The 21,985-nt window shown below is 63.5% G+C and carries 18 protein-coding genes; 7 read left to right on the plus strand and 11 right to left on the minus strand.

The genetic code is table 11. The features are described from left to right. Window positions 1-12: 12 nt before the first annotated feature. Together ABIB78_RS25485 and ABIB78_RS25490 are read right to left on the minus strand one after the other, a co-directional pair. Window positions 13-2,733 carry a molybdopterin-dependent oxidoreductase gene (locus tag ABIB78_RS25485; protein ID WP_429029335.1) on the minus strand — a complete coding sequence of 907 codons (2,721 nt, stop codon included), beginning with the start codon at window positions 2,731-2,733 and terminating at the stop codon, window positions 13-15. Then, complete coding sequence (locus tag ABIB78_RS25490) at window positions 2,730-3,551, minus strand: FAD binding domain-containing protein (protein ID WP_429029336.1); 822 nt, start codon at window positions 3,549-3,551, stop codon at window positions 2,730-2,732. Before ABIB78_RS25490 ends, ABIB78_RS25485 begins: the two co-directional genes overlap by 4 nt. Window positions 3,552-3,681: 130 nt before the next feature. Between ABIB78_RS25490 and ABIB78_RS25495 the strand changes: the two genes are divergently transcribed. Continuing rightward, window positions 3,682-5,031 (plus strand): 8-oxoguanine deaminase, encoded by a 1,350-nt coding sequence (locus ABIB78_RS25495; RefSeq protein ID WP_429029395.1) that lies wholly within the window; start codon window positions 3,682-3,684, stop codon window positions 5,029-5,031. A 52-nt stretch (window positions 5,032-5,083) separates the two neighbouring features. Here ABIB78_RS25495 and ABIB78_RS25500 read toward each other — a convergent pair whose 3' ends face one another. The 4 genes from ABIB78_RS25500 to ABIB78_RS25515 all read right to left on the minus strand — a co-directional run bounded on the left by ABIB78_RS25500 (window position 5,084) and on the right by ABIB78_RS25515 (window position 9,778). Beyond that, a complete protein-coding gene (locus tag ABIB78_RS25500; RefSeq protein WP_429029337.1) occupies window positions 5,084-6,157 on the minus strand; it encodes a BMP family ABC transporter substrate-binding protein in 1,074 nt (357 codons plus the stop codon). Between the two features lie 70 nt (window positions 6,158-6,227). Beyond that, a complete protein-coding gene (locus ABIB78_RS25505) occupies window positions 6,228-7,145 on the minus strand; it encodes an ABC transporter permease (protein WP_429029338.1) in 918 nt (305 codons plus the stop codon). Continuing rightward, a complete protein-coding gene (locus ABIB78_RS25510; RefSeq protein WP_429029339.1) occupies window positions 7,132-8,223 on the minus strand; it encodes an ABC transporter permease in 1,092 nt (363 codons plus the stop codon). Before ABIB78_RS25510 ends, ABIB78_RS25505 begins: the two co-directional genes overlap by 14 nt. Then, on the minus strand, window positions 8,207-9,778 hold the full coding sequence (locus ABIB78_RS25515; protein ID WP_429029340.1) for an ABC transporter ATP-binding protein: 1,572 nt from the start codon (window positions 9,776-9,778) through the stop codon (window positions 8,207-8,209). The genes ABIB78_RS25510 and ABIB78_RS25515 overlap by 17 nt, the downstream gene beginning before the upstream one ends. A 547-nt stretch (window positions 9,779-10,325) precedes the next feature. Between ABIB78_RS25515 and ABIB78_RS25520 the strand changes: the two genes are divergently transcribed. Continuing rightward, the gene (locus ABIB78_RS25520; RefSeq protein WP_429029341.1) at window positions 10,326-11,420 is read left to right on the plus strand and encodes a hypothetical protein; all 1,095 of its coding nucleotides are present in this window, start codon (window positions 10,326-10,328) and stop codon (window positions 11,418-11,420) included. 109 nt (window positions 11,421-11,529) lie between these two features. Here ABIB78_RS25520 and ABIB78_RS25525 read toward each other — a convergent pair whose 3' ends face one another. The 5 genes from ABIB78_RS25525 to ABIB78_RS25545 form a co-directional block, all read right to left on the minus strand. Continuing rightward, window positions 11,530-12,030 (minus strand): nucleoside deaminase, encoded by a 501-nt coding sequence (locus ABIB78_RS25525; RefSeq protein WP_429029342.1) that lies wholly within the window; start codon window positions 12,028-12,030, stop codon window positions 11,530-11,532. Between the two features lie 93 nt (window positions 12,031-12,123). Further along, entirely contained in the window at window positions 12,124-13,314 is a 1,191-nt protein-coding gene (locus tag ABIB78_RS25530) for a xanthine dehydrogenase family Fe-S subunit (RefSeq protein WP_429029343.1), read from the minus strand. Continuing rightward, a complete protein-coding gene (locus tag ABIB78_RS25535; RefSeq protein WP_429029344.1) occupies window positions 13,311-14,147 on the minus strand; it encodes an FAD binding domain-containing protein in 837 nt (278 codons plus the stop codon). Before ABIB78_RS25535 ends, ABIB78_RS25530 begins: the two co-directional genes overlap by 4 nt. Continuing rightward, window positions 14,144-16,531, minus strand: a complete 2,388-nt coding sequence (locus ABIB78_RS25540; RefSeq protein ID WP_429029345.1) for a xanthine dehydrogenase family protein molybdopterin-binding subunit — start codon at window positions 16,529-16,531, stop codon at window positions 14,144-14,146. The genes ABIB78_RS25535 and ABIB78_RS25540 overlap by 4 nt, the downstream gene beginning before the upstream one ends. Before the next feature lie 35 nt (window positions 16,532-16,566). Beyond that, window positions 16,567-17,844: an amidohydrolase/deacetylase family metallohydrolase gene (locus ABIB78_RS25545; protein WP_429029346.1), complete on the minus strand. Its 1,278-nt coding sequence runs from the start codon at window positions 17,842-17,844 to the stop codon at window positions 16,567-16,569. On the opposite strand from ABIB78_RS25545, the gene ABIB78_RS25550 reads away from it, so the two are divergent. The 5 genes from ABIB78_RS25550 (at window position 17,795) to ABIB78_RS25570 (ending at window position 21,980) form a co-directional block, all read left to right on the plus strand. Beyond that, window positions 17,795-18,469 carry a MarR family winged helix-turn-helix transcriptional regulator gene (locus ABIB78_RS25550; protein ID WP_429029347.1) on the plus strand — a complete coding sequence of 225 codons (675 nt, stop codon included), beginning with the start codon at window positions 17,795-17,797 and terminating at the stop codon, window positions 18,467-18,469. The two genes, ABIB78_RS25545 and ABIB78_RS25550, sit on opposite strands and share 50 nt — an antisense overlap. 457 nt (window positions 18,470-18,926) lie before the next feature. Then, window positions 18,927-19,760: a nitroreductase family protein gene (locus ABIB78_RS25555; protein ID WP_429029348.1), complete on the plus strand. Its 834-nt coding sequence runs from the start codon at window positions 18,927-18,929 to the stop codon at window positions 19,758-19,760. 36 nt (window positions 19,761-19,796) lie between these two features. Beyond that, window positions 19,797-20,654 carry a transporter substrate-binding domain-containing protein gene (locus tag ABIB78_RS25560; RefSeq protein WP_429029349.1) on the plus strand — a complete coding sequence of 286 codons (858 nt, stop codon included), beginning with the start codon at window positions 19,797-19,799 and terminating at the stop codon, window positions 20,652-20,654. A gap of 25 nt (window positions 20,655-20,679) precedes the next feature. Further along, window positions 20,680-21,327, plus strand: a complete 648-nt coding sequence (locus ABIB78_RS25565) for an amino acid ABC transporter permease (RefSeq protein WP_429029350.1) — start codon at window positions 20,680-20,682, stop codon at window positions 21,325-21,327. Beyond that, complete coding sequence (locus ABIB78_RS25570; RefSeq protein WP_429029351.1) at window positions 21,324-21,980, plus strand: amino acid ABC transporter permease; 657 nt, start codon at window positions 21,324-21,326, stop codon at window positions 21,978-21,980. The genes ABIB78_RS25565 and ABIB78_RS25570 overlap by 4 nt, the downstream gene beginning before the upstream one ends. The last annotated feature ends 5 nt before the right edge of the window (window positions 21,981-21,985 follow it).

Below are 21,985 nucleotides of genomic sequence, written 5' to 3' on the forward strand. Positions count from 1 at the left end.
CGGCATGAGACGCTAGCCAAATTTCCTAAGCAGCGCCGGAAACAGCCGGTCGGGCTTGAAGGGAACGTCAGTAAAGCGGATACCGGTCGCGTCGGCGATGGCGTTGCCGAGCGCGGCGGCGACGGGGTTGTAGGGGCTCTCGCTCATCGATTTCGCCCCCATCGGGCCGACACTGTCTGATGTGTCGGCGAAATAGACTTCGGTGCGCGGCACGTCTGCGAGGGACGGTACGTGATAATCCCGGAACCTTGGGTTGATCACGTGGCCGCTTTCGTCAATCACCAGTTCCTCGTAGAGCGCCGCGCCGAGCGATTGTGCGACGCCGCCCTCCACCTGACCGCGGCACTGCATCGGGTTGGCGACGCGGCCTGCGTCCGCGGCCTGCACGCTCTTCAGGATCTTCAGCGCGCCGGTGCCCTTGTTCACGGCGACGCGAAACCCCTGCACGTTGAAGGCAACCGAACGCGGCGTTCCGCCCGACGTACCGCTTGCTTGCAGGATCCGACCACCGGCACGCGCCGATCGCGCAAGCTCGGCGTAGGGCAGTCGTCGCCTGCCGCAAACGGCGTGATCGGCCTCCAGCACGCAGACGTCCGGATCACTTCCGGTCATCTGGCAGGCCAGCGCCCTCAGATCGCGCGCCAGGTTTTCGGCAGCCGCTTGCGTTGCACTGCCGGCGACGAAGATTCCGGCGCTGCCGTAGGCACCAGTGTCGTGGCCGCCATGCGCGGTGTCGGACTGTCGCAGGAGGATGTGGTCGACCGACGTTGCGAGCGCGGTCGCAGCGATCTGACGATGGACCGTACTGGTGCCGTTGCCGAATTCGGCGGTGCCGACGGTCAGCTCGAAGCGCCCGTCGTCGCATAGCCTGATCCCGCAGTCCGCGATGTGGCCAGCCGGTGGCACGGTGTCGATCATGGTCAGTGCGATGCCATCGCCGATCAGCCAGTCGGTGGAGAGTTGGGGCTGGGGTGCATCCGCCGTCATCGCGCGCTCGACCAGATCGAGACACTGGTCGAGACCATAGGAGCCGTACGTCACGTCATGATATTTGGAGCCAGGCGGCGAGAGCATGGGATCGCCTGGCCTTACCATATTGCGACGGCGCATATCGTACGGCGAGATGCCGAGTTGCTTGGCTAACTCGTCAATCGCGGCCTCGACGGCGATCAGCGTCTGGGGCAGTCCATAGCCGCGGAAGGCGCCTGCCGGCAGCGTGTTGGTGTAGCAGGCGACGGCGTCGACCTTCTTGTTCGGGCAATTGTAAACGCTGATGCATTCGCTGACGGAATGGAACAGCACCGGACCAGCATGATTGCCGTAGGCACCGGTGTTTGAGAGCACGTCGAGTTGCAACGCGGTCAGCCTGCCGTCACTGTCTGCTCCGGCCTTTACGGTGACGCGCATCGGGTGCCGCGTCGAGGTGGCGATGAATTGCTCCTCGCGCGTGAACTCGAGCTTGACCGGCCGGCCGGTGCGCAGCGCGGCGAGCGCCAGGATATCCTCGACGAGCATCTCCTGCTTTCCACCAAAGCCGCCGCCGACACGCTCGCAGAACACCCGGACCTTGTCGGGCGGCAGCTTGAAAATACCGGCGAGCGCGCGGCGGGTGAGGAATGGGACCTGTGTACTGGAGCGGACGTTGAGAACACCCGAGGCGTCAAGCCATGCCAGCCCGCCGTGGGTCTCCAGCGCCGCATGCTGGACGCGCTGGGTGGTGAAGGTGCCTTCATAAGTGACGGCCGCGTCTGCGAGGCCTTGCGCGACATCGCCAAATTCGCCGTGCGTTTCGGCGACGATGTTGCGTGCGGCATTGGCGACGCGGTGCATGGTCGTCTTGTCGCCGTGAATCGGCGGGGCGCCGTCAGCGATCGCCGCGATTGGATCGAATACAGCGGGAAGGATCTCGTAGTCGACCTTGAGGCGGCGGCATGCGTCCTCTGCGGCAGCTTCGCTCTCCGCAACCACCGCGGCTACTCTTTGACCGACAAAGCGAACAATCGTGTCGAGCACCCTGGTGTCGTCGGGATCCATCCAGTCGCGCTCGTGCCGCGCAGTCGAGAACAGGCAGCCGGGCGCATCCTCATGCGTCAGCACCGCATGGACGCCAGCGACCTTCATTGCGTCCGTCTTGTCGATCGCGACGATTCTTGCGTGGGCGTGAGGTGAACGCAAGAGCTTGATGTGGAGCAGGCCGTCGATCGCTGTATCGAAGGTGTAAGGCGCGGCACCGCGTACGATGAGCGGACCTGCCGGGTCGGGGAGGCTGCGGCCAAAGGCCGGGCCGACCGCCGCATCCTCGATGTTGGTCTTGCCCTCGAGTGCGTCCTGGATCGAACGATAACCGGTGCAGCGACAGATATTGCCCTTCAGCGCAGCGTCCAGATCCTGTCTTTGTGCCTGATTGAGCGAGGCGCAGGTCAGGATCATGCCGGCGGTGCAGAAGCCGCACTGAAACCCTTGCGCATCGACGAACGCCCGCTGCAGCGGATGCGTATCATCGATGCCGGAAAAACCCTCGATGGTAGTCACCGCATGGCCATCGGCGCGGAATGCCGGGATCAGGCAGCTATGGACCGGCTCGCCGTCGAGCAGCGCCGTGCAGGCGCCGCAGTCGCCGGCATCGCAGCCCTTCTTGACGCCGAGATAACCGAGCTCGCGCAGGAACGTGCGCAGGCATTGTCCGGGACGCGGTAGATTTGAGAACGTCTTGCCGTTGATCTCGAACGTCATGGGCGTGCCTGCAATTCGTCGCGGATCTCCTCGGCAAGCCGCAACGTCATGTGCTTGCGCCACAGCCGTCTGCCGTGGACGTCGGAGTGGTAGAGGCCATCCGCAATGCGCTGCTGGATCGTGTCACGGAGTTCGTCGGCAGGAGGAATGGCTGGGAACGACAATTGCACCGGCCGGACGGTCGAGGCGGTGACGGTCAGTGTGAAGATGCCGTCATTGTCGAGGCTGCCGATCAGCAGCGCGGCTGAGCGGCCGACCGGCGTCAACGAAATCTGGCGGAACGCCGAACGCCGCTTCAGGGCAGCGATCGGGATATCGATTTGCCGCAGCAGGTCACCGGGGGCCAGCACGTTTGCATGATCACCAGTCACGAATTCCGCAACCGGGATGGTTCGTTCGCCGCCGCGGGCTGGCCAGATCGTGCACACGCCATCGAGTGCCGAGGTCAGTGAAATCATCGGTCCGGCCGGGAGCGACATGCAGATGTTGCCGCCAACGGTCGCGGTCTTCCAGATCTTGAATGAAGCGAGAAAAGCACGGCAGCACTGGTTGATCAGCGGCGCGGCCATCCAGTCCGGCGGGCAGGCCAAGGCATCGAGCTGCGCGACCGTGCAGGTCGCCGCAATGCTCAGATGCGTGTCACCAATCGTAAGAGCCGGCCAATGCAGGTCAGCGAGATCGATCAGGCGGGTGAGATGCACCTGGGGCTCCGAGAACAGCCAGGTCCCGCCCGCGAGCCAGGCATCGCCTGCCGTCCAAACGGGCAGTTGCGCCCGCGAGAGCGGATGGACAACCTCGGTGATGGTGTTCAAGTCCATGGATACGCCAGCGCTTTCAACCAGATGCATCATTGACTATGAAGTCTTGCAAGAGCAACGCCAAGTCTCCGGGACTGGGATGGTCCTTGCAGGCCAGGAATGGCGTTCGCCGGCTCTGGAGACGAAAATGATGGATCAAATGCAGACAATCTGGATCAAGGATCCCCTGTCGATTCTGGCCAACGGAGCCGAACGCGGCGTTGTGGTCCGTGGCGGCAAGGTCGTCGAATGCGTGGGCGCAGGGCATGAGCCGTCGATGGCGAATGTTGCGGTCTATGACGCGAGCGCCCATGTCGTGCTGCCCGGTCTGATCAATACCCACCATCATTTCTATCAGACGCTGACGCGGGTGCTGCCCGCTGCGATGGATCGCGAGCTGTTTCCCTGGTTGCAGGCGCTGTATCCGGTATGGGCGCGACTGACCCCGCAGTCGCTCGAACTCGGCGTCAGCGTCGCGATGTCCGAGTTGCTGCTATCTGGTTGTACCACGACCACGGATCACCACTACGTCTTTCCGGCGGGCCTCGAAGAGGCGATCGACATCGAGGTCGAGGTGGCCAGGCGGCTGGGTATCCGCGTGCTGCTCACACGCGGATCGATGAACCTCTCGCAGCGCGACGGCGGATTGCCGCCAGACAGTGTGGTGCAGGATGAGGATGCGATCCTTGCCGACAGCGAGCGGCTGGTGTCGAAACATCATGAGCGCGGCGAGGATGCGATGGTGCAGATCGCCCTGGCGCCGTGTTCACCGTTCTCGGTGACGTCGTCGCTGATGCGCTCGACCGCCGATCTCGCGCGCAAGTTCGACGTCCGGCTGCACACGCATCTTGCCGAGACCGAGGACGAGAACAGGTTTTGCCAGCAGATGTATGGCTGTCGCCCGCTCGATTACCTCGAGCAATGCGGCTGGTTGAATGCTCGGACCTGGCTGGCCCACGGCATCTTCTTCGAGGCGGAAGAGATGAAACGGCTCGCCGCGGCCGGAACGACCGTCAGCCATTGTGCCTGCAGCAACCAGATCCTGGCCTCGGGGTGTTGTCCGGTCTGCGAGATGGAGAAGGCCGGCGTCGCGATCGGGCTCGGTGTCGACGGCTCTGCGTCGAACGACGGGTCGAACCTGATGCAGGAAGTCCGTGCCGCGTTCCTGCTACAGCGCGCCCGCTATGGCGTCACGAATGTCAGCCACAGGGATGCACTGCGATGGGCGACCAGAGGCTCGGCCGCCTGTGTCGGCCGTCCCGAACTCGGCGAGATCGCGGTCGGCAAGGCTGCCGACCTCGCGTTGTTCAAGCTTGACGAGTTGCGCTTTTCCGGTTCCGGCGACCCGCTCGCCGCGCTGGTGCTCTGCGGCGCGCACCGTGCCGATCGTGTGATGGTCGGCGGCAGATGGGCCGTGATCGACGGAGCCATTCCCGGGCTCGATGTCCCGGACCTGATCCGCCGCCACAGCGCGGCCGCCGCTGCGATGCGCGCGGGATAGTGCACAAGGCGGCAGGCTCGGGCGGTATTGCCCGAGCCGAAGCGTGTCAGACCTACTTGCCGGGAATCTTGCCGTCGATCCCCTTGACGTAGAAGTTCATGCCGAGGATCTGGGTATCCTCAAGATGATCGCCGCCCTTGCATGCGACTTCCTTGCCGTCCTGCGCGACGACGGGACATTTGAATGGATGCAGCTTGCCGGCGGTGATGGCGGCCTGGGTGTCCTCCGCCATCTTCTTCACGTCGTCAGGCATGTTGGTGTAGGGAGCCATCTCGAACATCTTGCTTTCGAGGCCTCCCCAGGTGTCTTCGGATTTCCAGGTGCCGGCGAGTTCGGCCTTGACGCGCTCGATGTAGTAGGGCGCCCAGGTGTCGAGGATCGAGGTGAGCTGCGCCTTGGGACCAAACTTGACCATTTCGGAGTCTTGGCCGAATGCGAGCTTGCCGCGTTCGCCGGAGACCTGCATTGCCGCTGGGCTGTCGGTGTGCTGCATGATCACATCGGCCCCTTGGTCGAGCAGCGCCTTGGCTGCATCGGCTTCCTTGCCTGGATCGAACCAGGAGTTCACCCAGATGATCTTGACCTTGATGCTCGGGTTGATGGTCTGAGCGCCCAGCATCGTCGCGTTGATGCCTGACACGACCTCCGGAATTGGGAACGAGCCGATATAGCCGAGGACGCCGGCCTTCGACATCTTGGCCGCGATCTGACCCTGGATGTAGCGGCCCTGGTACCAGCGCGCCGAATAGGTCGACATGTTCTTGTCACGCTTGTATCCCGAGCAATGCTCGAAATGCACATTGGGATATTTCTTGGCAACCTTCAGCGTCGGGTCCATGTAGCCGAACGAGGTGGTGAAGATCAGCTTGTTGCCGGCGCGCACGAGCTGTTCAATCGCGCGTTCGGCGTCCGGTCCTTCCGGCACGTTCTCGAGGAATGTCGTTTCGATCTTGTCGCCAAGTTCCTTCACAAGAGCCTGGCGTGCCAGTTCGTGCTGATAGGTCCAGCCGAGGTCGCCGACCGGTCCGAGATAGATAAAGCCGACCTTCAGCTTGTCGGCGGCCCAGGCGCCGCTGTTGATGCATGCGGCCAGGAGAACCGCTGCCGCAAATAATGCTCTCTTCATTTCAATCTCCAAACGGGGAAACCATAGTTCGGAACGTGGGCGCCCCATCGCGGCACGTACCGACATCAAGCTAGCGGTCCGGCACGAATACGGTTCCGAGCGCAGCGGGCGCCGTCGAGCCGCCGGTGCGCGCGCGAGAGAGCAGAACAAGAACGATGATGGTCGCGAGATAGGGGAGCGACGACATGAACTGCGATGGAATTCCGATGCCGGCGCCTTGCGCGTGGAGCTGAAGAATGGTGACGGCGCCAAACAGGTAGGCTCCGACGACCAGCCGGGCCGGCCGCCAGCTCGCGAAAACGGTCAGCGCCAGTGCGATCCAGCCGCGTCCTGCCGTCATGCCGGGAATGAAGAAGGGCGTATAGGCGAGCGGCAGATAAGCTCCGGCAAGCCCGGCGCAGGCGCCTCCGAACATCACCGCATAGAGCCGGATCCGCAATACCGGATAACCCAGAGCATGGGCGGAGATGTGGTTGTCGCCGCAAGCGCGCAAGATCAGTCCGGCCCGCGTCCGATACAGGAACCACCAGACGCCGACCACCAGGGAGATCGAAAGATAGACAAATCCATCCTCTCCAAACAGGATGCGCCCAGCCAGCGGAATGTCGCTGAGGCCCGGAATGTGGAGGTGCGGTGCAGGTGTGATGCGTTCGCCGACGAAGCCCGCGCCGATCAGGCCGGATAACCCGATTCCAAGGATGGTCAGCGCGAGGCCGGTTGCAACCTGATTGACCGCGAGCCCGAGCGCCATCAGCGCAAAGATCAGCGACATCAGGATTCCGGCAACCATGCCGCAAAGTGCGCCGACGATGATCGAACCGGAGAGCCAGGCGCCGCCGAAGCCGCAAGCGGCGCCGACGATCATCATGCCTTCGACGCCGAGGTTGAGCACACCCGAGCGCTCGGTCACGAGCTCGCCGGTAGCTGCGAGCAACAGCGGCGTGGAAGCCGCCAGCACCGACAGGATGATAGCCTCAATGAGCCCCACTTTGCACCTTTGGCGATGTGGAAATAAGCCGAAAGCGGTAGAGGATCAGAGAATCGCAGGCGAGCACGTAGAACAGCAGGATGCCCTGGAACACCTTGGTGACGTCCAACGGGATTTTCATCGCGATCTGGGCCTGCTCGCCGCCGATAAAGGTCAATGCGAGGAACAATCCTGCAATTAATATTCCAATTGGGTTCAGCCGCCCGAGGAAGGCGACGATGATCGCAGTGAAGCCATAACCTGGCGAAATGCCGGGCTGCAGATGGCCGACCGGGCCGGCCACCTCGATGATGCCGGCAAGCCCGGCCAGCGCGCCGGAAATTGCAAAGGTCAGCAGCACCAGCTGGTTGGCGTTAAACCCGCCGAACCGCGCTGCCCGCGGCGCGGCGCCGACGACCCGGATCTCGAAGCCCTTGATGGTCCTGCCGAGCAGCACCGCGCCGGCGGCCACCACGAACAGTGCGATGATCGAGCCAAGATGCAGCCGGCCGCCTTCGATCAGCGTCGGCACGGTTGCCACCGGATCGAACTCGGCCGTGGTCGGGAAGTTGAAGCCTTGCGGATCACGCCAGGGACCGCGCACGAGATAGTCCAGCAGGAGGTCGGCAACATAGACCAGCATCAGCGAGGTCAGGATCTCGCTGGCGCCGAACCGCACCTTGCAGATCGCCGGAATCAGCGCGTAGAGCGCGCCCGCGATCGCGCCGAGCACGAGCATCGCCGGCAACACCCAATGGCTGGCATCGGTGCCCTGGGTCTTCACCGCAAGCCAGCTCCCGGCAACCGCGCCGATCAGGAATTGGCCTTCGGCGCCGATATTCCAGGCGTTGGCGAGATAGCACAACGACAGGCCGATCGCGATCATGACCAGCGGCGTCGCCTTAACCGCGATTTCCTGCAGGGAATAGCCGTCGGTCAGAGGATCGATGAAGTAGACGGCGAGCGCGGAAATCGGATTCTTGCCGAGCACTGCGAACACGATGCACAAGGTGACGATCGTCAGCCCGATTGCGATCAGCGGCGAGATGAGCGCGATCGTGGTCGAGCGCTCAGCCCGCTTCTCAAGCACGAGTTGCATGAGATGTCTCCGGTGCTTCAATGCTGCTGCCGCCCATCAGCAGGCCAAGCGTCTCGCGGCTGGCTTCGGAGGTTGGCACGGGGACCGACAAGCGGCCATGGAACATCACGGCGATGCGGTCGGTGATTTCGGCAAGTTCATCGAGGTCCTGGCTCGTCACCAGCACCGCGGCGCCGCCGGCGGCAAGATCGAGCAGGGCCTGCCGGATCACGGCGGCCGCACCCGCGTCGACGCCCCAGGTCGGTTGGTTGACGACGAGCACGAGGGGATTGCGGAGGATTTCGCGGCCGACGATGAATTTCTGCAGGTTGCCGCCCGACAGGCTCGCTGCCTCCGGGTCGCGCTTGGCCTTGCGCACGTCGAAGGTCTCGGTGGTGCGGTCGACGGTCTTCAAGGTTGCGGCGGTGTTGACGAAACCATGAAGCACCATGTTGCCGATGGCATGGCCGGTGAGGAGGGCGTTTTCCGAGAGCCGCATGCGCGGTGCTGTGCCGTGGCCGAGCCTTTCCTCCGGGATGAAGGCGGCTCCCAGCCTGCGGCGCCTGGTGATCGACAGGTGTCCCGCCGCGTGTCCGTCGATCACGATTGTGCCGGGGTCTTTCGCCAGCCGTTCGCCTGAAAGGGCTGCGAACAACTCGTCCTGTCCGTTACCGGCAACACCGGCAATGCCTAGTATTTCACCACCTCGGAGCTCGAACGAGATGTGCTCGAGCCGCACACCGTGCGGATCGTCGGGTGGAAGGCTGAGATCATTGACCAGCAGGCGAGGCACGGTGATCTGCCGGCTCGCCGCCGCCTTCACCTCCTTGATCTCGCCGCCGACCATCATGCGTGCGAGCGATGCCGCCGTCTCGGCCTTGGGATTGCAGGTCTCAACTTTCCGCCCGCCGCGCAGAATCGTTGCGGTGTCACAGAGCCGTTTCACCTCTTCGAGCTTGTGGCTGATGTAGAGAATCGCACGGCCTTCGGCCTTGAGCCGGTCCAGCACAATGAAGAGCTGATCGGCCTCCTGCGGCGTCAGCACGGCGGTCGGCTCGTCGAGGATCAGGAATTGCGGATTCTGCATCAATGCGCGCACGATCTCGATACGCTGCCGCTCTCCGACCGAGAGCTGCCAGACCTCCCGCTTCGGATCGAGTGGAAGCCCGTAGGTGCGGGACACCTGCTCAAGCCGCGCCGAGATGTCCTTGAAGGCCTCCTTGCCGTCGAGGCCGAGTGCGACATTCTCGGCGACCGTCAGGTTGTCGAACAGCGAGAAATGCTGGAACACCATGCCGATGCCGTGTGCGCGCGCATCCGACGGTCCCGACAGCACGATTATCCGGCCCTGCCAGCGAATCTCGCCCTCGCTCGGCTGAATCAGGCCGTAGATGGTTTTGACCAGCGTCGACTTTCCGGCGCCGTTCTCGCCGAGCAATGCATGGATCTCTTGCGGCCGAATATCGAGATCGATCTTGTCGTTGGCGGGAAACGTGCCGTAGCGCTTGGTCAAGCCGACCGTCTGCAGAAGCGGCGTGGCACCTGTGTGCTGCGCGGCAGATGTCGTGTCTAGCATCCCGGGATATCGCATGCGTGAGGAGAGCAGGCAGCAATAGTGAGCCAGTTTTGACGCACGCGTAAGTAGGGAAAAAGCGCCATTGCTTGCTTAAGCCTTCGGCACAATTGAGCCTTTTCCGTAGATTTGCGGGGACATCCGTCGCTCGACCCGCCATTCACTTCGGGGAGTGTTGTTGCGGAACTGCAACTGTCGATCCAATTCGAATGGGGGGTAGTCAACGATGACGCGAAGTTGAGCAGAGCGCATTTGCAGTATTCCGGACGGATTTTTCGCGCTCCAGCAGCGCTCTCCGCAGTGCGCGGAAATGTCGCGGAAATCGAGCAATGATGGGCACAATTTGAAAATTTCCGAATTTCATCGAAACCGAATCTCGCAGCGATCAACACATGGAAGACTGGTCGGGCTCGGTTGATCTTGCGGAGGCCGTTGATCAAACGCGCGTCAGCACGTGGAAAAACTTCAGGCTTTCCGTTCGCCCCGAAGCTGCGCAACCCTCTTGCGGGAGCATGAATTCCTTGCGCTTCACTCTGGGGGTCTTTTCACGATGTTCAACATTCGCCGAACCTTGTCGGCCGCCGTACTATCATTGGGATTGATACCGGCGGCCAATCTCGCGAGCGCCGCTGATCTGCCGGTCAAGGCGCCCAAGCCGGCCGCCGACCTGCCATTTTTTCTGGTCATCGACGATCGCGTGACCTACTCCTACATTTTCTCCGGCACCGATCCGGGCGTATTTTCCGTACGTCCCGACGGCAGCATCAACGGAAAGACCGCCAAGCAGGTTTATTCGTTCACCCACTTCGACATCTGGGCCTATGGCCAGAACTTCTTCACGATCTCGATGTACAAGTCGGATCATAATGACCCGGCGTCACCGTGCTCGAATGTCGGTGTGACCATCACGGGAGCTCCGGCAACCTGCGCCGGCGCGACCGAGATCTACGGCCTGTTCCGCTCGACCTTCGGCTGGAATCAGATCTTCAACACCAAGGCGTTCAGCATGGGGCCGCTGAACAATATCTCGTTCGAAGTCGGCATGGACGCCAACACGGAGAACAATTTCCTGGCGCCCGCCAAGCGTGACGTCGTCGCCGGTCTCCAGTTCGAGTTCAACCTTCCCTACAAGGGTTACATCAACGTGTCACCGTTGATGTACTACGAGTTCTCCAATCACAACGCGTTCGACCAGTGCGGCCTGTTCGGCCCGGGTGTGCCCGGCGTGACCTGCCTCACCGACGGCAATACAAAGTTCAACCCGACCTGGGCCGTCGAAGTAAACTACTACATGGATCTCGGCTTCCTGCCCGAGAGCATGCAGTACTTCTCGATCAGTGGCCGCGCCGGCTGGTACGGCAAGAAGGGCACCGAGAACGAACCGATGGCGTTCAATCCGGTCACCAACATCAGCACGGCCGTCGAGCTCAACTCCGAACCGATCCGTCTGACCTTCGACGCGAGCAAGGCGCTCTGGGGTCCGAAATATTCGCATTTCGTGGACGTCTGGGTCGCCTATCGCTACTGGCAGAACAAGTTCGGCCTCGATCACGCCAAGAGCGTCGTCTGCAATGTCTCGCCTGGCGTCAGCAACAATTCCTGCACCGAAGAATCGCTCTACTCCGGCATCTCGGTGAAGTTCTGATCCACCTGATCCGTTCCATCGGTGGATCCCGGTGGCGCCGCGACACACCGCGGCGCCACCTTCCACGTTCCTGCACGGCGGGTTTCCGGCCGACGGGGTCGCTGCGCGACTATCGGGTCCAGATGCCCTCGTGCACGACCGCGGCCTCGTCTTCAAGCAACGGGCCGACGACCTCGGTCTTGCGTTGACCGCTGTCGAACACGTTGCGACAGGGCAGATCGAGCGTCGGATTGTCGGGGTGATTGCCGGTCAGCTCGCGCAGTCGTTGTTCGCCCAGTCCGTAGACCACGCGGCCGATGCCCGCCCAATAGATCGCGCCGGCGCACATCGCGCAGGGCTCGGCGGATGAATAGAGCGTCGCAGCCGCCAGCACTTCCGCTGACAGCGTCGTGCATGCCATGGTCGCCAGCAGTCGCTCAGCATGGGCCGTGCCGTCGCGCGACGGCATGAAGCCGTTCTCGGCCTCGAGCAGGACGCTGCCGGTCTGATCGACGAGAACGGCTGCGAACGGATGATTGCCGTGGCTGACCGCCCGGCGCGCAATCGTGAATGCGTGTCTGAGAAAACGCTCGTCGTCCTGCGCATGGTTGGAGTGGTCCGTCTCTGTCATGAAACATCTCCTTGCCGCCGCAAACCGATCGCCAAGCCAGGGGAGCAGGTCTGTGAGCCGGCCTGTTCTCTGGCACAAAGCGCTACGATGGCATCATCGTCGGCGATGCCAAGTGCGCTGACTAATCCCCTTTGCCCGTTTCCACAATCGGTGAAACAGGAACGCAAGGCCGTCGATTGGCCGCGCGGTCTCGCGCCCGGCCGTACCCGAAAGCTGTCGCTCCAGATTGCGTGCAAAGTCTGCGGTCGGGCGCGCTGCGAGGTCCCGCACCAGTCCGTCGCGCGCGATTTGAGCCAGGATGCCTTGCAGGCTGTAGCCGATCGATAGTTCGACGCGGGTTGCGACACCGGCGTCGATCGGCGCGAGGCGGTAGCGGATTTCACCTGTGGTCGAGGAGCGGCTGCGCTGGTCGTCTCCCGTTCCGACGATCCGACCCGACATTGTATCGGGATCACGCTCGATCCGGGCGGCTCCGCGGAAAGTCGCGGAAATCGGACCGAGCTTAACGCGAATCTGGCCTTCGACATGCTCAGCTGCTGGGTTGCCGGTCAGCGAAACGCCGGGAAGGCAGGCGGCAACCTGCTTGATGTCGGCGAACATCGCAAACACTTTCCCGATCGGAGCGGCAATGGTGAAACTCTCATCGAAAGCCTTGTCAGGCGCGAACTCCGGAATTGCAATCTCGCGGTTCACGCGTTCCGGCAATTCGCCGCGGGCCACTTGTTGGATCGTTTGCGAATCTCCACTGGCTGCGCCGTTGCCGGAACCCACGGGTCCAAGCTGCTCGCGGCCCGCGCCCGACACAGGCCGGATGCCGCGCTTGCGCCTGTCCTCGATGACAGAGCGCACGGCGCGGACGATCCCGACGTAGCCGGTGCAGCGGCAGAGATTGCCGCTCAATCCAACGCGGATTGCGCGGTCGTCGGCGGCTTCGAGGCGCAGCACGAGATCGCGCGCCGAGATCAGCATCCCCGGCGTGCAGTAGCCACATTGCAAGGCGTGCTCGCGGGTGAACGCAGCGCGAAGTTCGGTTGCGATCTCATCCTTGTCGAGGCCTTCGATGGTCGTGATGCGCGCGCCGGCGCAGGCGGCCGCAAAGGTGATGCAAGACCGTGCCGGCATGTCGTCGATCAGCAGCGTACACGCCCCGCAGACACCATGCTCGCAGCCGAGATGCGTGCCGGTGAGGTCGAGATGATCGCGCAGGAAGTCGGCGAGATGCGTGCGCGGCGCGGCGGATGCTTTCACGGCACGCGCATTGACGTTGAGGTCGATCGTCGTCACGCCGCCGCCTCGCCGATCGCCCGGCGCAGCACCGTGACATGGATGTGGCGGTCGGCAGGGCTTGTCATCCCGGCCTGAGTCAAGAGCACATCAGCGGCGTGGGCGTCGAACTGGTGCTTGAAATTGCAGGTGATGCGACCGCCGAACAGCTGCGTCGCGTCGCCAAGGACGATCGGGGCGGCCTCGATAGCGCCAATCACGGCACGCGCCGTACCCAGCTCCGGGTCGATCATCACAGCGGCAATCGCGTGCGCAAACTCACCCGGCTTGCGGCAAGCCTTGACGTAGCCCCAGCGGGCTGACACGCGCATCACCGGCACGCGCACGGCCTCGACGATCTCGCCGGCCTGCAGCGCCGATTCGAGCGCGCCGGCGATAAAATCCTCGATTGCAAGGTCGCGGACACCGTTTGAACTGCGCAGCGTTACGCTGGCACCGAGTGCGGGCAGGGCGGAAACCCAGTCCGCGGCCGGATCGGCATGGCTGAGCGAGCCGCCGATCGTGCCGCGGTTGCGTACGGCGCGGTAGGCGATGGCGCTGGCCACGCGTTGCATGGCGCCGCGCGTGACGTCGGGGATGCGCCCGTCCTCGATGTCGCCGTGGGTCACGCAGGCGCCAATCACGAGTTCGTCGCCGCGGCGCTCCGCCTGTTTCAACTCGGCAAGCCCCGAGATGTCGATGATCAGCTCCGGCTGGACAAGGCGGAGGTTCAGCATCGGGCCGAGCGACTGGCCACCCGCCATGATTTTCGTCGATTCGCCTGCCTCTGCCACGAGCGCGATTGCCGCTTTCAGGTCGGCGGGACGTTCGTAGGCAAAGGGAGCTGCCTTCATGCGGCCGGTCTTTCCGCCTCGTGCGCCGCAAGAACGGCTTCCACGATCCGCCGTGGTGAGATTGGTGAGTGCAGAAGCTCGACGCCGAGCGGCCGCAACGCGTCGTTGACGGCGTTGGCGATCGCGGCCGGCGGCGCGATGGCGCCGCCTTCACCGATGCCCTTGACGCCGAACATGGTGTAGGGCGAGGGGGTCTCCATGTGATCGAGCCGCGGTTCCGGCACTTCCGTCGCCCCGGGGAGCAGATAGTCCGCCAGCGTTGTCGCGAGCGGCTGGCCTGCGCCGTCGAACGGCATTTCCTCGTAGAGCGCAGTGCCGATGCCCTGTGCGAGCCCGCCAAAGATCTGGCCGTCGACGATCATCGGATTGACCAGTACGCCGCCGTCCTCAACGATGACATAGTCGAGCAGCTCGACATCACCGAGATCGGGGTCCACCGCAACGGCGACCGCATGCACGGCATAGCTGAAGGTACCGCTGTCGCGCCGCGGCTTGTAGCCGCTGGTCGATTCCAGGCCCGCCGGATCGACATCAGGCGGCAGGTCTTGCGGCCGCCGGTACCAGGTATGCGCGATCTCGGAAAACGCGATGCTGCTGTTCGGTCCGCACACGCGGCCGTCGCGCAACGAGACCGAGGCGGGATCAAGCTGCAAGAGCTTGGCGCCGATGCGTTTCGCACGCTCGGCGATTTCGGCGCAGGCCGTCCCAACCGCGCCGCCGGCCATCACCATCGAGCGTGAGCCCCATGTGCCGGTGGAATAGGGGGTCAGTGCGGTGTCGCCATGGATAACCCGCACCTTGGCGGTGTCGATGCCGAGAATTTCGTGTGCGACCTGCGCCAGAGTGGTCTCGAGGCCCTGGCCGTGCGAATGCACGCCGACCCGGATCTCCAGCCCGCCGTCCGGCGTCATGCGCGCGGTGGCCTGCTCGTGGCCCGGCACCATCGGAATACCCCAACCGGCATAGACGGAGGTGCCGTGCGCGGCCTGCTCGCAATAGACCGAAAGACCCAAGCCGATCAGCCGCCCGTCCGCCTCCCCGAGGCGCTGGCGCCTGCGCCACGAGGTGACGTCGATTGTCGCGACGGCGCGCTTGACGGCTTGCGGATAATCGCCGCTGTCGAAGTGCTTCCTGGTGATATTGTCGAACGGCATTTCCTCGGGCCGGACCAGATTGCGCAGCCGCACTTCTGCGGGCTCCAGCCCAGCTTCTCGTGCCACCGCGTCGAGCATCAGCTCCAGCGCGAAGCAGACCCCGGTCCGCGCCACCCCGCGATAGGGCAGGATCGGGCACTTGTTGGTTGCGACCGAATATGTCCGGCAGCGATAGGCCGGCATGCGATAAGGCCCCGGCAGGATACTCGCGACTTGCGCGGCTTCGAGACAGGCGGAGAAGGGATAGGAGGAGTAGGCTCCGGAATCGACGATCGCCTCGCAATCGATGCCGCGCAACATGCCGTCGCGGTCGGCATAGACGGTGATGTTGTAGTGGTGTTCGCGGCAGTTGGCGCTAGCGGTCAAATGCTCGCGTCGATCCTCGATCCAGCGGACGGCAAGGCCCTTTTGCATTGCAAGCCATGCCAGGCATACTTCCTCGGGCAACAAGATTCCCTTGTGCCCGAATCCGCCACCGATATCGGGTGAAACGATGCGAATGCGTCCTTGCTCGATGCCGAGACAATCCGACAGGCCGTTGCGCACGATATGCGGCATCTGTGCGCCGGTGTAGATCGTGAGCTGGTCGAGGCGGTGATCGAAAGTGGCGACCACGCCGCGTCCTTCGAGCGGGGACATGCATTGCCGTGCCGTCGATATTTCGCGCGTCACCTTGATGGGGGCGTCGAGCGCAGGGGCGATGTCGACCTCGAACACGGTTTCGAGGAAGACATTGTCGCCCCAATGCTCGTGAACGAGCGCGGTTCCGGCGTCGCGCGCCTTGCGCATGTCGTGCACCGCCGGCAACGGTTCGAGCTCGAGGCTGACGGAGGCCGCGATATCTTCGGCTTCCGCCCGTGTCGGCGCCACGCACATGGCGACAAGCTCACCAACATGCCGAACCTTTCCATTCGCAAGCACCGGCTGTTCCGAGATCCTGAATCCCGGCAGCCCCGACACGGCACGGATCGGCTCGACGCCGGTGAGATCCACCGCCGTGAACACAACATCGGAGAACCGCTCCGGCACGTGAATGGCCTTGATGCGCGCATGTGCCAGCGGACTGCGAACGAACGCGACGTCCTTCAGCCCGGCAATGCGGATATCAGCCACATACTGGCCGCGCCCGCGCAGGAAGCGATCGTCCTCCTTGCGCGGCAATCGCGCACCGACGCCCTGACCGCCAGCAGCGGTCACGCCCGAGACGGAAACGCATTCGACGTCAGACATTTGCGCTCGCCCCTGCTTGAGCCCGCACGAAGCGGTCAGGCCGCCACGGCCTGCGGAAGGATGGGAGCGACCGCATCGTGGCGGACGCCGGCGCGCAGGCAAAACACCGGCTGCAGCAGCCGGTCTGCGATCACTTCGGTTTTGTCATTGTCGCGCAGGACATGCCGGCCGGGCTTCTCGGCGAGCACGCTGATATCGGCATCCATGCCGGGCTTGAGCGCGCCGATCTGGTCGGAAAGGCCGAGCATCTCGGCCGGATTCGAGGTCACCATAGGCACTACCTGCTCCAGCGTGAGGCCGAGCGCCATCATCGAGCTCATCGCCTGCACCAGGCTGAATTTCGCCTGACCCGCGAAAGGATGGTTTTCGTCATCTGCGTGCTCTTCGGGTGTGCCGGCCGGCGCCGGCACGTGGGTGTTGTAGCCGTGAATGTCGGCACCGAGCGTGGTCGGCACGATTCCGGACGCAATCGCCTTGCTGGCAAGGCGATAGGAGAAGTGGCTGCCGTGGCCGACATCGACGCGCAGCCCGCGGTCGAGCGCGGCCTGGATTACCGGATGCACCTCGCCCTCGCGATTGACGAAGCCGCCGGGATGCCGCGTGAAGGGATGGGCCAGAATGTCGCCGGAGCGCAGCAGCGGAATCACGCGCTCCAGGATGGTGTCGACATGCTCGCCGTTGGTGCCGCTCTCCGGCAGGCCCCACAATTGTCCAAAGTGCACATAGACCGGGAGATCGGCGCGGCGCCCGATCTCCGCCGCCATCTCGATGACGCGAATGCCCCAGCGTGCGAAGCCGCCGATCTCGGCATGGGCCTTGATGCCGCGGACGAGGTCGCGGTTCGCGGTCGCGGCCTTCACGGTGGCGTCGATATCGACGCAGTCGGGCCGGTAGAGGTTCGGATAATAATGTCCTTCCAGTCCACCGACGAGATAGGCCGAGAGGAAGGCATAGGTGCGTGACGACGATTTCTCGGCGATGAAGTGCCGGAAGCCAGGAAGGGTCATGCAGGAGGGCCCGCCCTGGTCGACCAGCGTCGTGACGCCGGACTGGACGCCTACCATGTCGGCGTTCATGCCGAAGCGGCCTGTGACATACTGATAGACATGGGCGTGGGTGTCGATCAGCCCTGGCAGCACGATCGTGCCGCTCACATCGACAACTTCCTGCGCGCTGCTCGGCAGGATGTCCGATTGCACAGCGGCGATCTTTCCGTTGCGGATGGCGACGTCCTTCACGCCATCGACGGCCGAGGCGGGATCGATGACGCGGCCTCCGCGCAGAAGCAGGTCGAAGCTGGTAATCATCGACATCGCCGATCTCCTCTCCCGCCCGGCGGTGCCTGCCGCCATGCAATTGCGAAGTATACTTCGTATTTTCTTACACCAGTTTCCGTGGCATAGACAGCTTCAAATTCATGCAGACGGCACGGCACCGCGCCGGGGAACGAACCTGATGGCAGCAAGAAGCGGGAAGACCAAGGGCCTGTGGCCGCTCGAGGAACGGCCGGGTTACCTGATCCGGCGGCTGCATCAGATTCACGTCGCCTTGTTCCAGGAAAGATGCGCAGCGTTCGAGATCACGCCGCTGCAGTACAGCCTCCTCACCGCGCTCGCGAAGCGTGGAACCGCTGATCAGACGACGTTGGCCGCCGACATCGCGCTCGATCGCACGACGACCACGGGGGCACTCAAGCGGTTGCAATCGCGTTGCTTTGTTGATCGCGCAACCGCACACCATGATCGTCGGTCGCAGCTCTGCCGCTTGACGCCAGCCGGCGCTGCGTTGCTGCGCAAGATGGAGAGATCGGTGAGAGCGGCCCATCTCGAAACCGTGGCCGGTCTCGGCAAGGTGGACCAGAAGCGCTTCATTGCCATGATGCAGAAGATCGTGGCGGCGCACTCGGGAACAGCCGGCGCTCCAGGTGCGGTTGATTGATCCGATCTCCGTCGCGGTCTCGCGACTATTATCTGTGCAATCTGCCTCAAAAACGGCAGTGCGGACCTTGGCGAGACCGCGCCGACGAGACTGCATGCGGACAATTGCGAAGCATGCTTCGCATTCTGGCTTGGCCACAATCGACCGATGCGAGCGATTTATCTTATTGTCCGGTGTGTTTCGCAGGATGATTGGCCTGGAAGTTCACGCTCGCAGTCGCCGGACGCGCAGAGACCCATCTGGCATGTCCCTTGCTCCAATTCTTGGCCATGAGTTGGCCGGACGAAATCCCGGGTAGCCAGGCCTGGCAAGTCCGGTCGGTGCCAAGCCCAGGGTTTTGGAAGGCCGGTGTGGAGTTGGCGATGGACCGTCTAGAACCACAACTTGCAACACTGGCCATCACGGCATCGCGGCCGGGCCCATCGATCATTCGTCGCTCTACCGGGAGGACCAGCTGATGTCGGCCTGTTCGGAGGCGGTTGCGCGGCGTTTTGGCGATGGTGGTCCCTTGGGCGAGGGGGCCGAGGAGGGTGATCTGATCCGCCGCGTCCTGTCGAGGAAAACTGTGCGGCGCTACAGCGACAGGATGCCGGCCGAGGCGCTTCTCGACCTGCTCGTCGCCTGCGCACTCAGTGCCTCTGCGAAATCCGATTTCCAGCAGGCCTCGATCCTGCGCGTGCGCGATCCTGAAAGGCGCGCCGCCATCGGCAAGCTGTTTCCAGCGATGCCATGGATCGGGATCGCGCCGGTCTTCTTCGTCTTCCTCGGCGACGCCAGGCGGTTGCAACGCATCGGCGAGATGCGCGGCAAGCCAGTCGAGAACGGAACGCTGGAAGGCTTCTTCAACGCCAGCATCGACGCGGCGCTCGCCATGCAGACCATGATCCTGTCGGCGGAATCGGTCGGCCTCGGGGCCTGTCCAATCAGCGTGATCCGCAACGAGGTCGATAGCGTCGCCGCTATTCTCGGCTTGCCCGACCTCGTCTTTCCCGTCACCGGACTGTGCCTCGGCTATCCGCAGGGCGAGGGCCATGTGAGCCTGCGGCTGCCGCGCAGCGTGACGGCCCATAACGACCGCTACGACGACAATGGGCTCGAAGCCGGTATCGACGATTACGACCGGCGGCGGGACGCGCTGCACGCGATCGCGAAGGAGCAGCAGCGCTCCAACGCCGAGTTCGGCGAGGCAGCCTTCTATGGCTGGTCCGAGGACAAGGCGCGCCAGGCAGCGAAGGCCGAAGGCGCGGCGTTTCCACCCTATCTGCGTGCCCACGGATTTAGCTTCGATTGATCTTCGACCGATACGCCAACGAAAAGGAGACTCATTATGAAGACCTGTTCGCTCGCTCGCTTCAGTCCGATCTCACGACGCCTGGCGCTGGGCCTCGTGGCCGCGCTCACGGCAATGCCGTTGCTCGCTGGCAGTGTGCGGGCTGGCAGCCTCGATGAGATCAAGAAGCGCGGACTGATCGCCGCGACCGAGGACGATTTCCGTCCCTTCGAGTTCGTGAAGGACGGCAAGCCGACCGGCTTCGACAACGAGCTGATCGAGGATCTGCGCAAATACGCTCCCTTCGAGATCAAACAGCAGGTCCTGCCGTGGACCGGCATTCTCGCCGGCGTGAGCACCGGCAAATATGACGTCGCCATCACGGCCGCGATCATCACCAAGGAGCGCAGGCAATCGCTGGATTTCACGAGCCCGATCGCGGACGCCACGCACTATTACGTCAAGCGCAAGGACGACAAGAGCATCTCGTCGATCAAGGACCTGAACGGCAAGACGGTCGGCGTGCAGGCCGGCAGCGCCCTGCTGGGGCGGCTGCCTGAACTCGGCACGATGCTGGAGAAGGACGGCGGCAAGCTCGGCAAGATCGTCGAGTATACATCCTATCCGGAAGCCTATCAGGATCTGGCGCTCGGCCGCGTCGACTATGTCGTCAACACGGTCATCAATCTGCAGACGCTGGTCACCGAGAAGCCGGGCGTCTTCGAATTGGGACAGGCCGTGTCGGGAAAGTCGTTTCCGGCCTGGGCCGTGGCCAAGGGCAATACCGAGCTCGTGGAATTCCTGAACGGCTTCATCGCCAAGGAAAAGGAGAGCGGTCGGTTTGCCGAGCTGCAGAAGAAGTGGTTCGGGCAATCCTTCCCCGATCTGCCGGTTTCGTTCGAACCCGAGTTCTGACTTGGCCGGTGCGAGCTGATCGGTCATGAGCGGTGGTGACATATTGGCCATTCTTGGGGGTGCCGTGGTGACAGTGACGCTGTCGCTGGTCGGCATCCTGATTGGGCTGCCGATCGGCCTTGGCCTTGCAGTACTGCGCTGGGCCGACGTGCCGGTCGTTGCGCGCATCGTTGCCGTCTATGTCAGCATCCTGCGCGCAACCCCGCTCGTGACCTTGCTGCTGCTCCTGTTCTTCGCGCTACCCAATATCGGAATCGCCATCGGCCCGATCTCGGCCGCCATCCTTGCGCTCGTCATGAACACGGCGGCGTTCAACTGCGAGGTCTGGCGCGCGTCGCTGATGAATTTCCCCAAGGATCAATATGAAGCTGCGCAATCGGTCGGCATGAGTGCCGGCCTGCGCTTCCGCCGTATCGTGCTGCCGCAGATCGCCCGCGTCAGTCTGCCGGGCCTCGTCAACGAGATGTCGCTCTTGATCAAGGTGACCCCGGTGCTCGCGGTGGTCGGCGTCGTCGATATCACGCGGGCGGCGGTGCGGATCGGCGCAGAGACCTACGAACCGCTGCCGCCGTTTCTGGTCGCGGTGGCGCTCTATGCGCCGATCGTGTTTGCGCTTGTGTCCCTGCAGCGCTGGATCGAGCGGCGCCAGATCACGGCCGAGGCGGCGGCATGATCCACGATTTCGGCATTGTATGGAGCGAGCGCGGCCTTCTGCTGAACGGGCTGGGCAACACCACGATCCTGTCGGTACTGTCGGCTGTGGCCGCACTCCTGATCGGATTCGTCCTGACTCCGGCGTTGATGTCGAAACGGCGCCGGCTTGCCGGCGTCGTGCGCGGCTTCGTCGACGGCATGCGCTGTGTCCCGTTCCTGCTGTTCGCCTATATCGTCTATTACGGGCTGCCGTCGCTCGGCATCAGGCTGGACAACTGGACCTCCGGTCTCGTTGCCCTGACGATCTATAACGCCGCTTACATGGCTGAGATATTGCGCGGTGCCTGGATGACGCAGCCGCGCGAGCCGATCGAGGCCGGGGTCGCCTTCGGCTTCTCCAACATCGCGCTGTTCCGCCGCATCGTGCTGCCGCCGCTGCTGCTTGCCGCCGGGCCCGTGATCGGTAATCAGATGATCCAGATCATCAAGGATAGCGCATTCCTGACCATCATCGCTTTGCCGGAGCTGACCCACGCCGCAAGCTCGATCCAGTCCCGGCATTACGTGCCGTTCGCGGCATTCATCACCGCGGTGTTTCTCTATTGGGGCCTGTGCCTCGTGATCGAGGCGGGCGTCGGCTCGATCGATCGCCTGGCCGCGGCGAGACGCTAGGTATC

Origin of the sequence: Bradyrhizobium sp. I1.14.4 (genome assembly GCF_050435825.1) — a bacterium.
Classification (GTDB): Bacteria; Pseudomonadota; Alphaproteobacteria; order Rhizobiales; family Xanthobacteraceae; genus Bradyrhizobium.

What these genes read in the sequence shown, in the direction of transcription:
- ABIB78_RS25515 (WP_429029340.1), bottom strand. Translation starts at nt 9,778, where the DNA reads ATGCTAGACACGACATCTGCCGCGCAGCACACAGGTGCCACGCCGCTT.
- ABIB78_RS25555 (WP_429029348.1), top strand. Translation starts at nt 18,927, where the DNA reads ATGTCGGCCTGTTCGGAGGCGGTTGCGCGGCGTTTTGGCGATGGTGGT.
- ABIB78_RS25510 (WP_429029339.1), bottom strand. Translation starts at nt 8,223, where the DNA reads ATGCAACTCGTGCTTGAGAAGCGGGCTGAGCGCTCGACCACGATCGCG.
- ABIB78_RS25560 (WP_429029349.1), top strand. Translation starts at nt 19,797, where the DNA reads ATGAAGACCTGTTCGCTCGCTCGCTTCAGTCCGATCTCACGACGCCTG.
- ABIB78_RS25565 (WP_429029350.1), top strand. Translation starts at nt 20,680, where the DNA reads ATGAGCGGTGGTGACATATTGGCCATTCTTGGGGGTGCCGTGGTGACA.
- ABIB78_RS25535 (WP_429029344.1), bottom strand. Translation starts at nt 14,147, where the DNA reads ATGAAGGCAGCTCCCTTTGCCTACGAACGTCCCGCCGACCTGAAAGCG.
- ABIB78_RS25520 (WP_429029341.1), top strand. Translation starts at nt 10,326, where the DNA reads ATGTTCAACATTCGCCGAACCTTGTCGGCCGCCGTACTATCATTGGGA.
- ABIB78_RS25490 (WP_429029336.1), bottom strand. Translation starts at nt 3,551, where the DNA reads ATGGACTTGAACACCATCACCGAGGTTGTCCATCCGCTCTCGCGGGCG.
- ABIB78_RS25485 (WP_429029335.1), bottom strand. Translation starts at nt 2,733, where the DNA reads ATGACGTTCGAGATCAACGGCAAGACGTTCTCAAATCTACCGCGTCCC.
- ABIB78_RS25550 (WP_429029347.1), top strand. Translation starts at nt 17,795, where the DNA reads ATGACGCGGCCTCCGCGCAGAAGCAGGTCGAAGCTGGTAATCATCGAC.
- ABIB78_RS25545 (WP_429029346.1), bottom strand. Translation starts at nt 17,844, where the DNA reads ATGTCGATGATTACCAGCTTCGACCTGCTTCTGCGCGGAGGCCGCGTC.
- ABIB78_RS25570 (WP_429029351.1), top strand. Translation starts at nt 21,324, where the DNA reads ATGATCCACGATTTCGGCATTGTATGGAGCGAGCGCGGCCTTCTGCTG.
- ABIB78_RS25525 (WP_429029342.1), bottom strand. Translation starts at nt 12,030, where the DNA reads ATGACAGAGACGGACCACTCCAACCATGCGCAGGACGACGAGCGTTTT.
- ABIB78_RS25500 (WP_429029337.1), bottom strand. Translation starts at nt 6,157, where the DNA reads ATGAAGAGAGCATTATTTGCGGCAGCGGTTCTCCTGGCCGCATGCATC.
- ABIB78_RS25495 (WP_429029395.1), top strand. Translation starts at nt 3,682, where the DNA reads ATGGATCAAATGCAGACAATCTGGATCAAGGATCCCCTGTCGATTCTG.
- ABIB78_RS25540 (WP_429029345.1), bottom strand. Translation starts at nt 16,531, where the DNA reads ATGTCTGACGTCGAATGCGTTTCCGTCTCGGGCGTGACCGCTGCTGGC.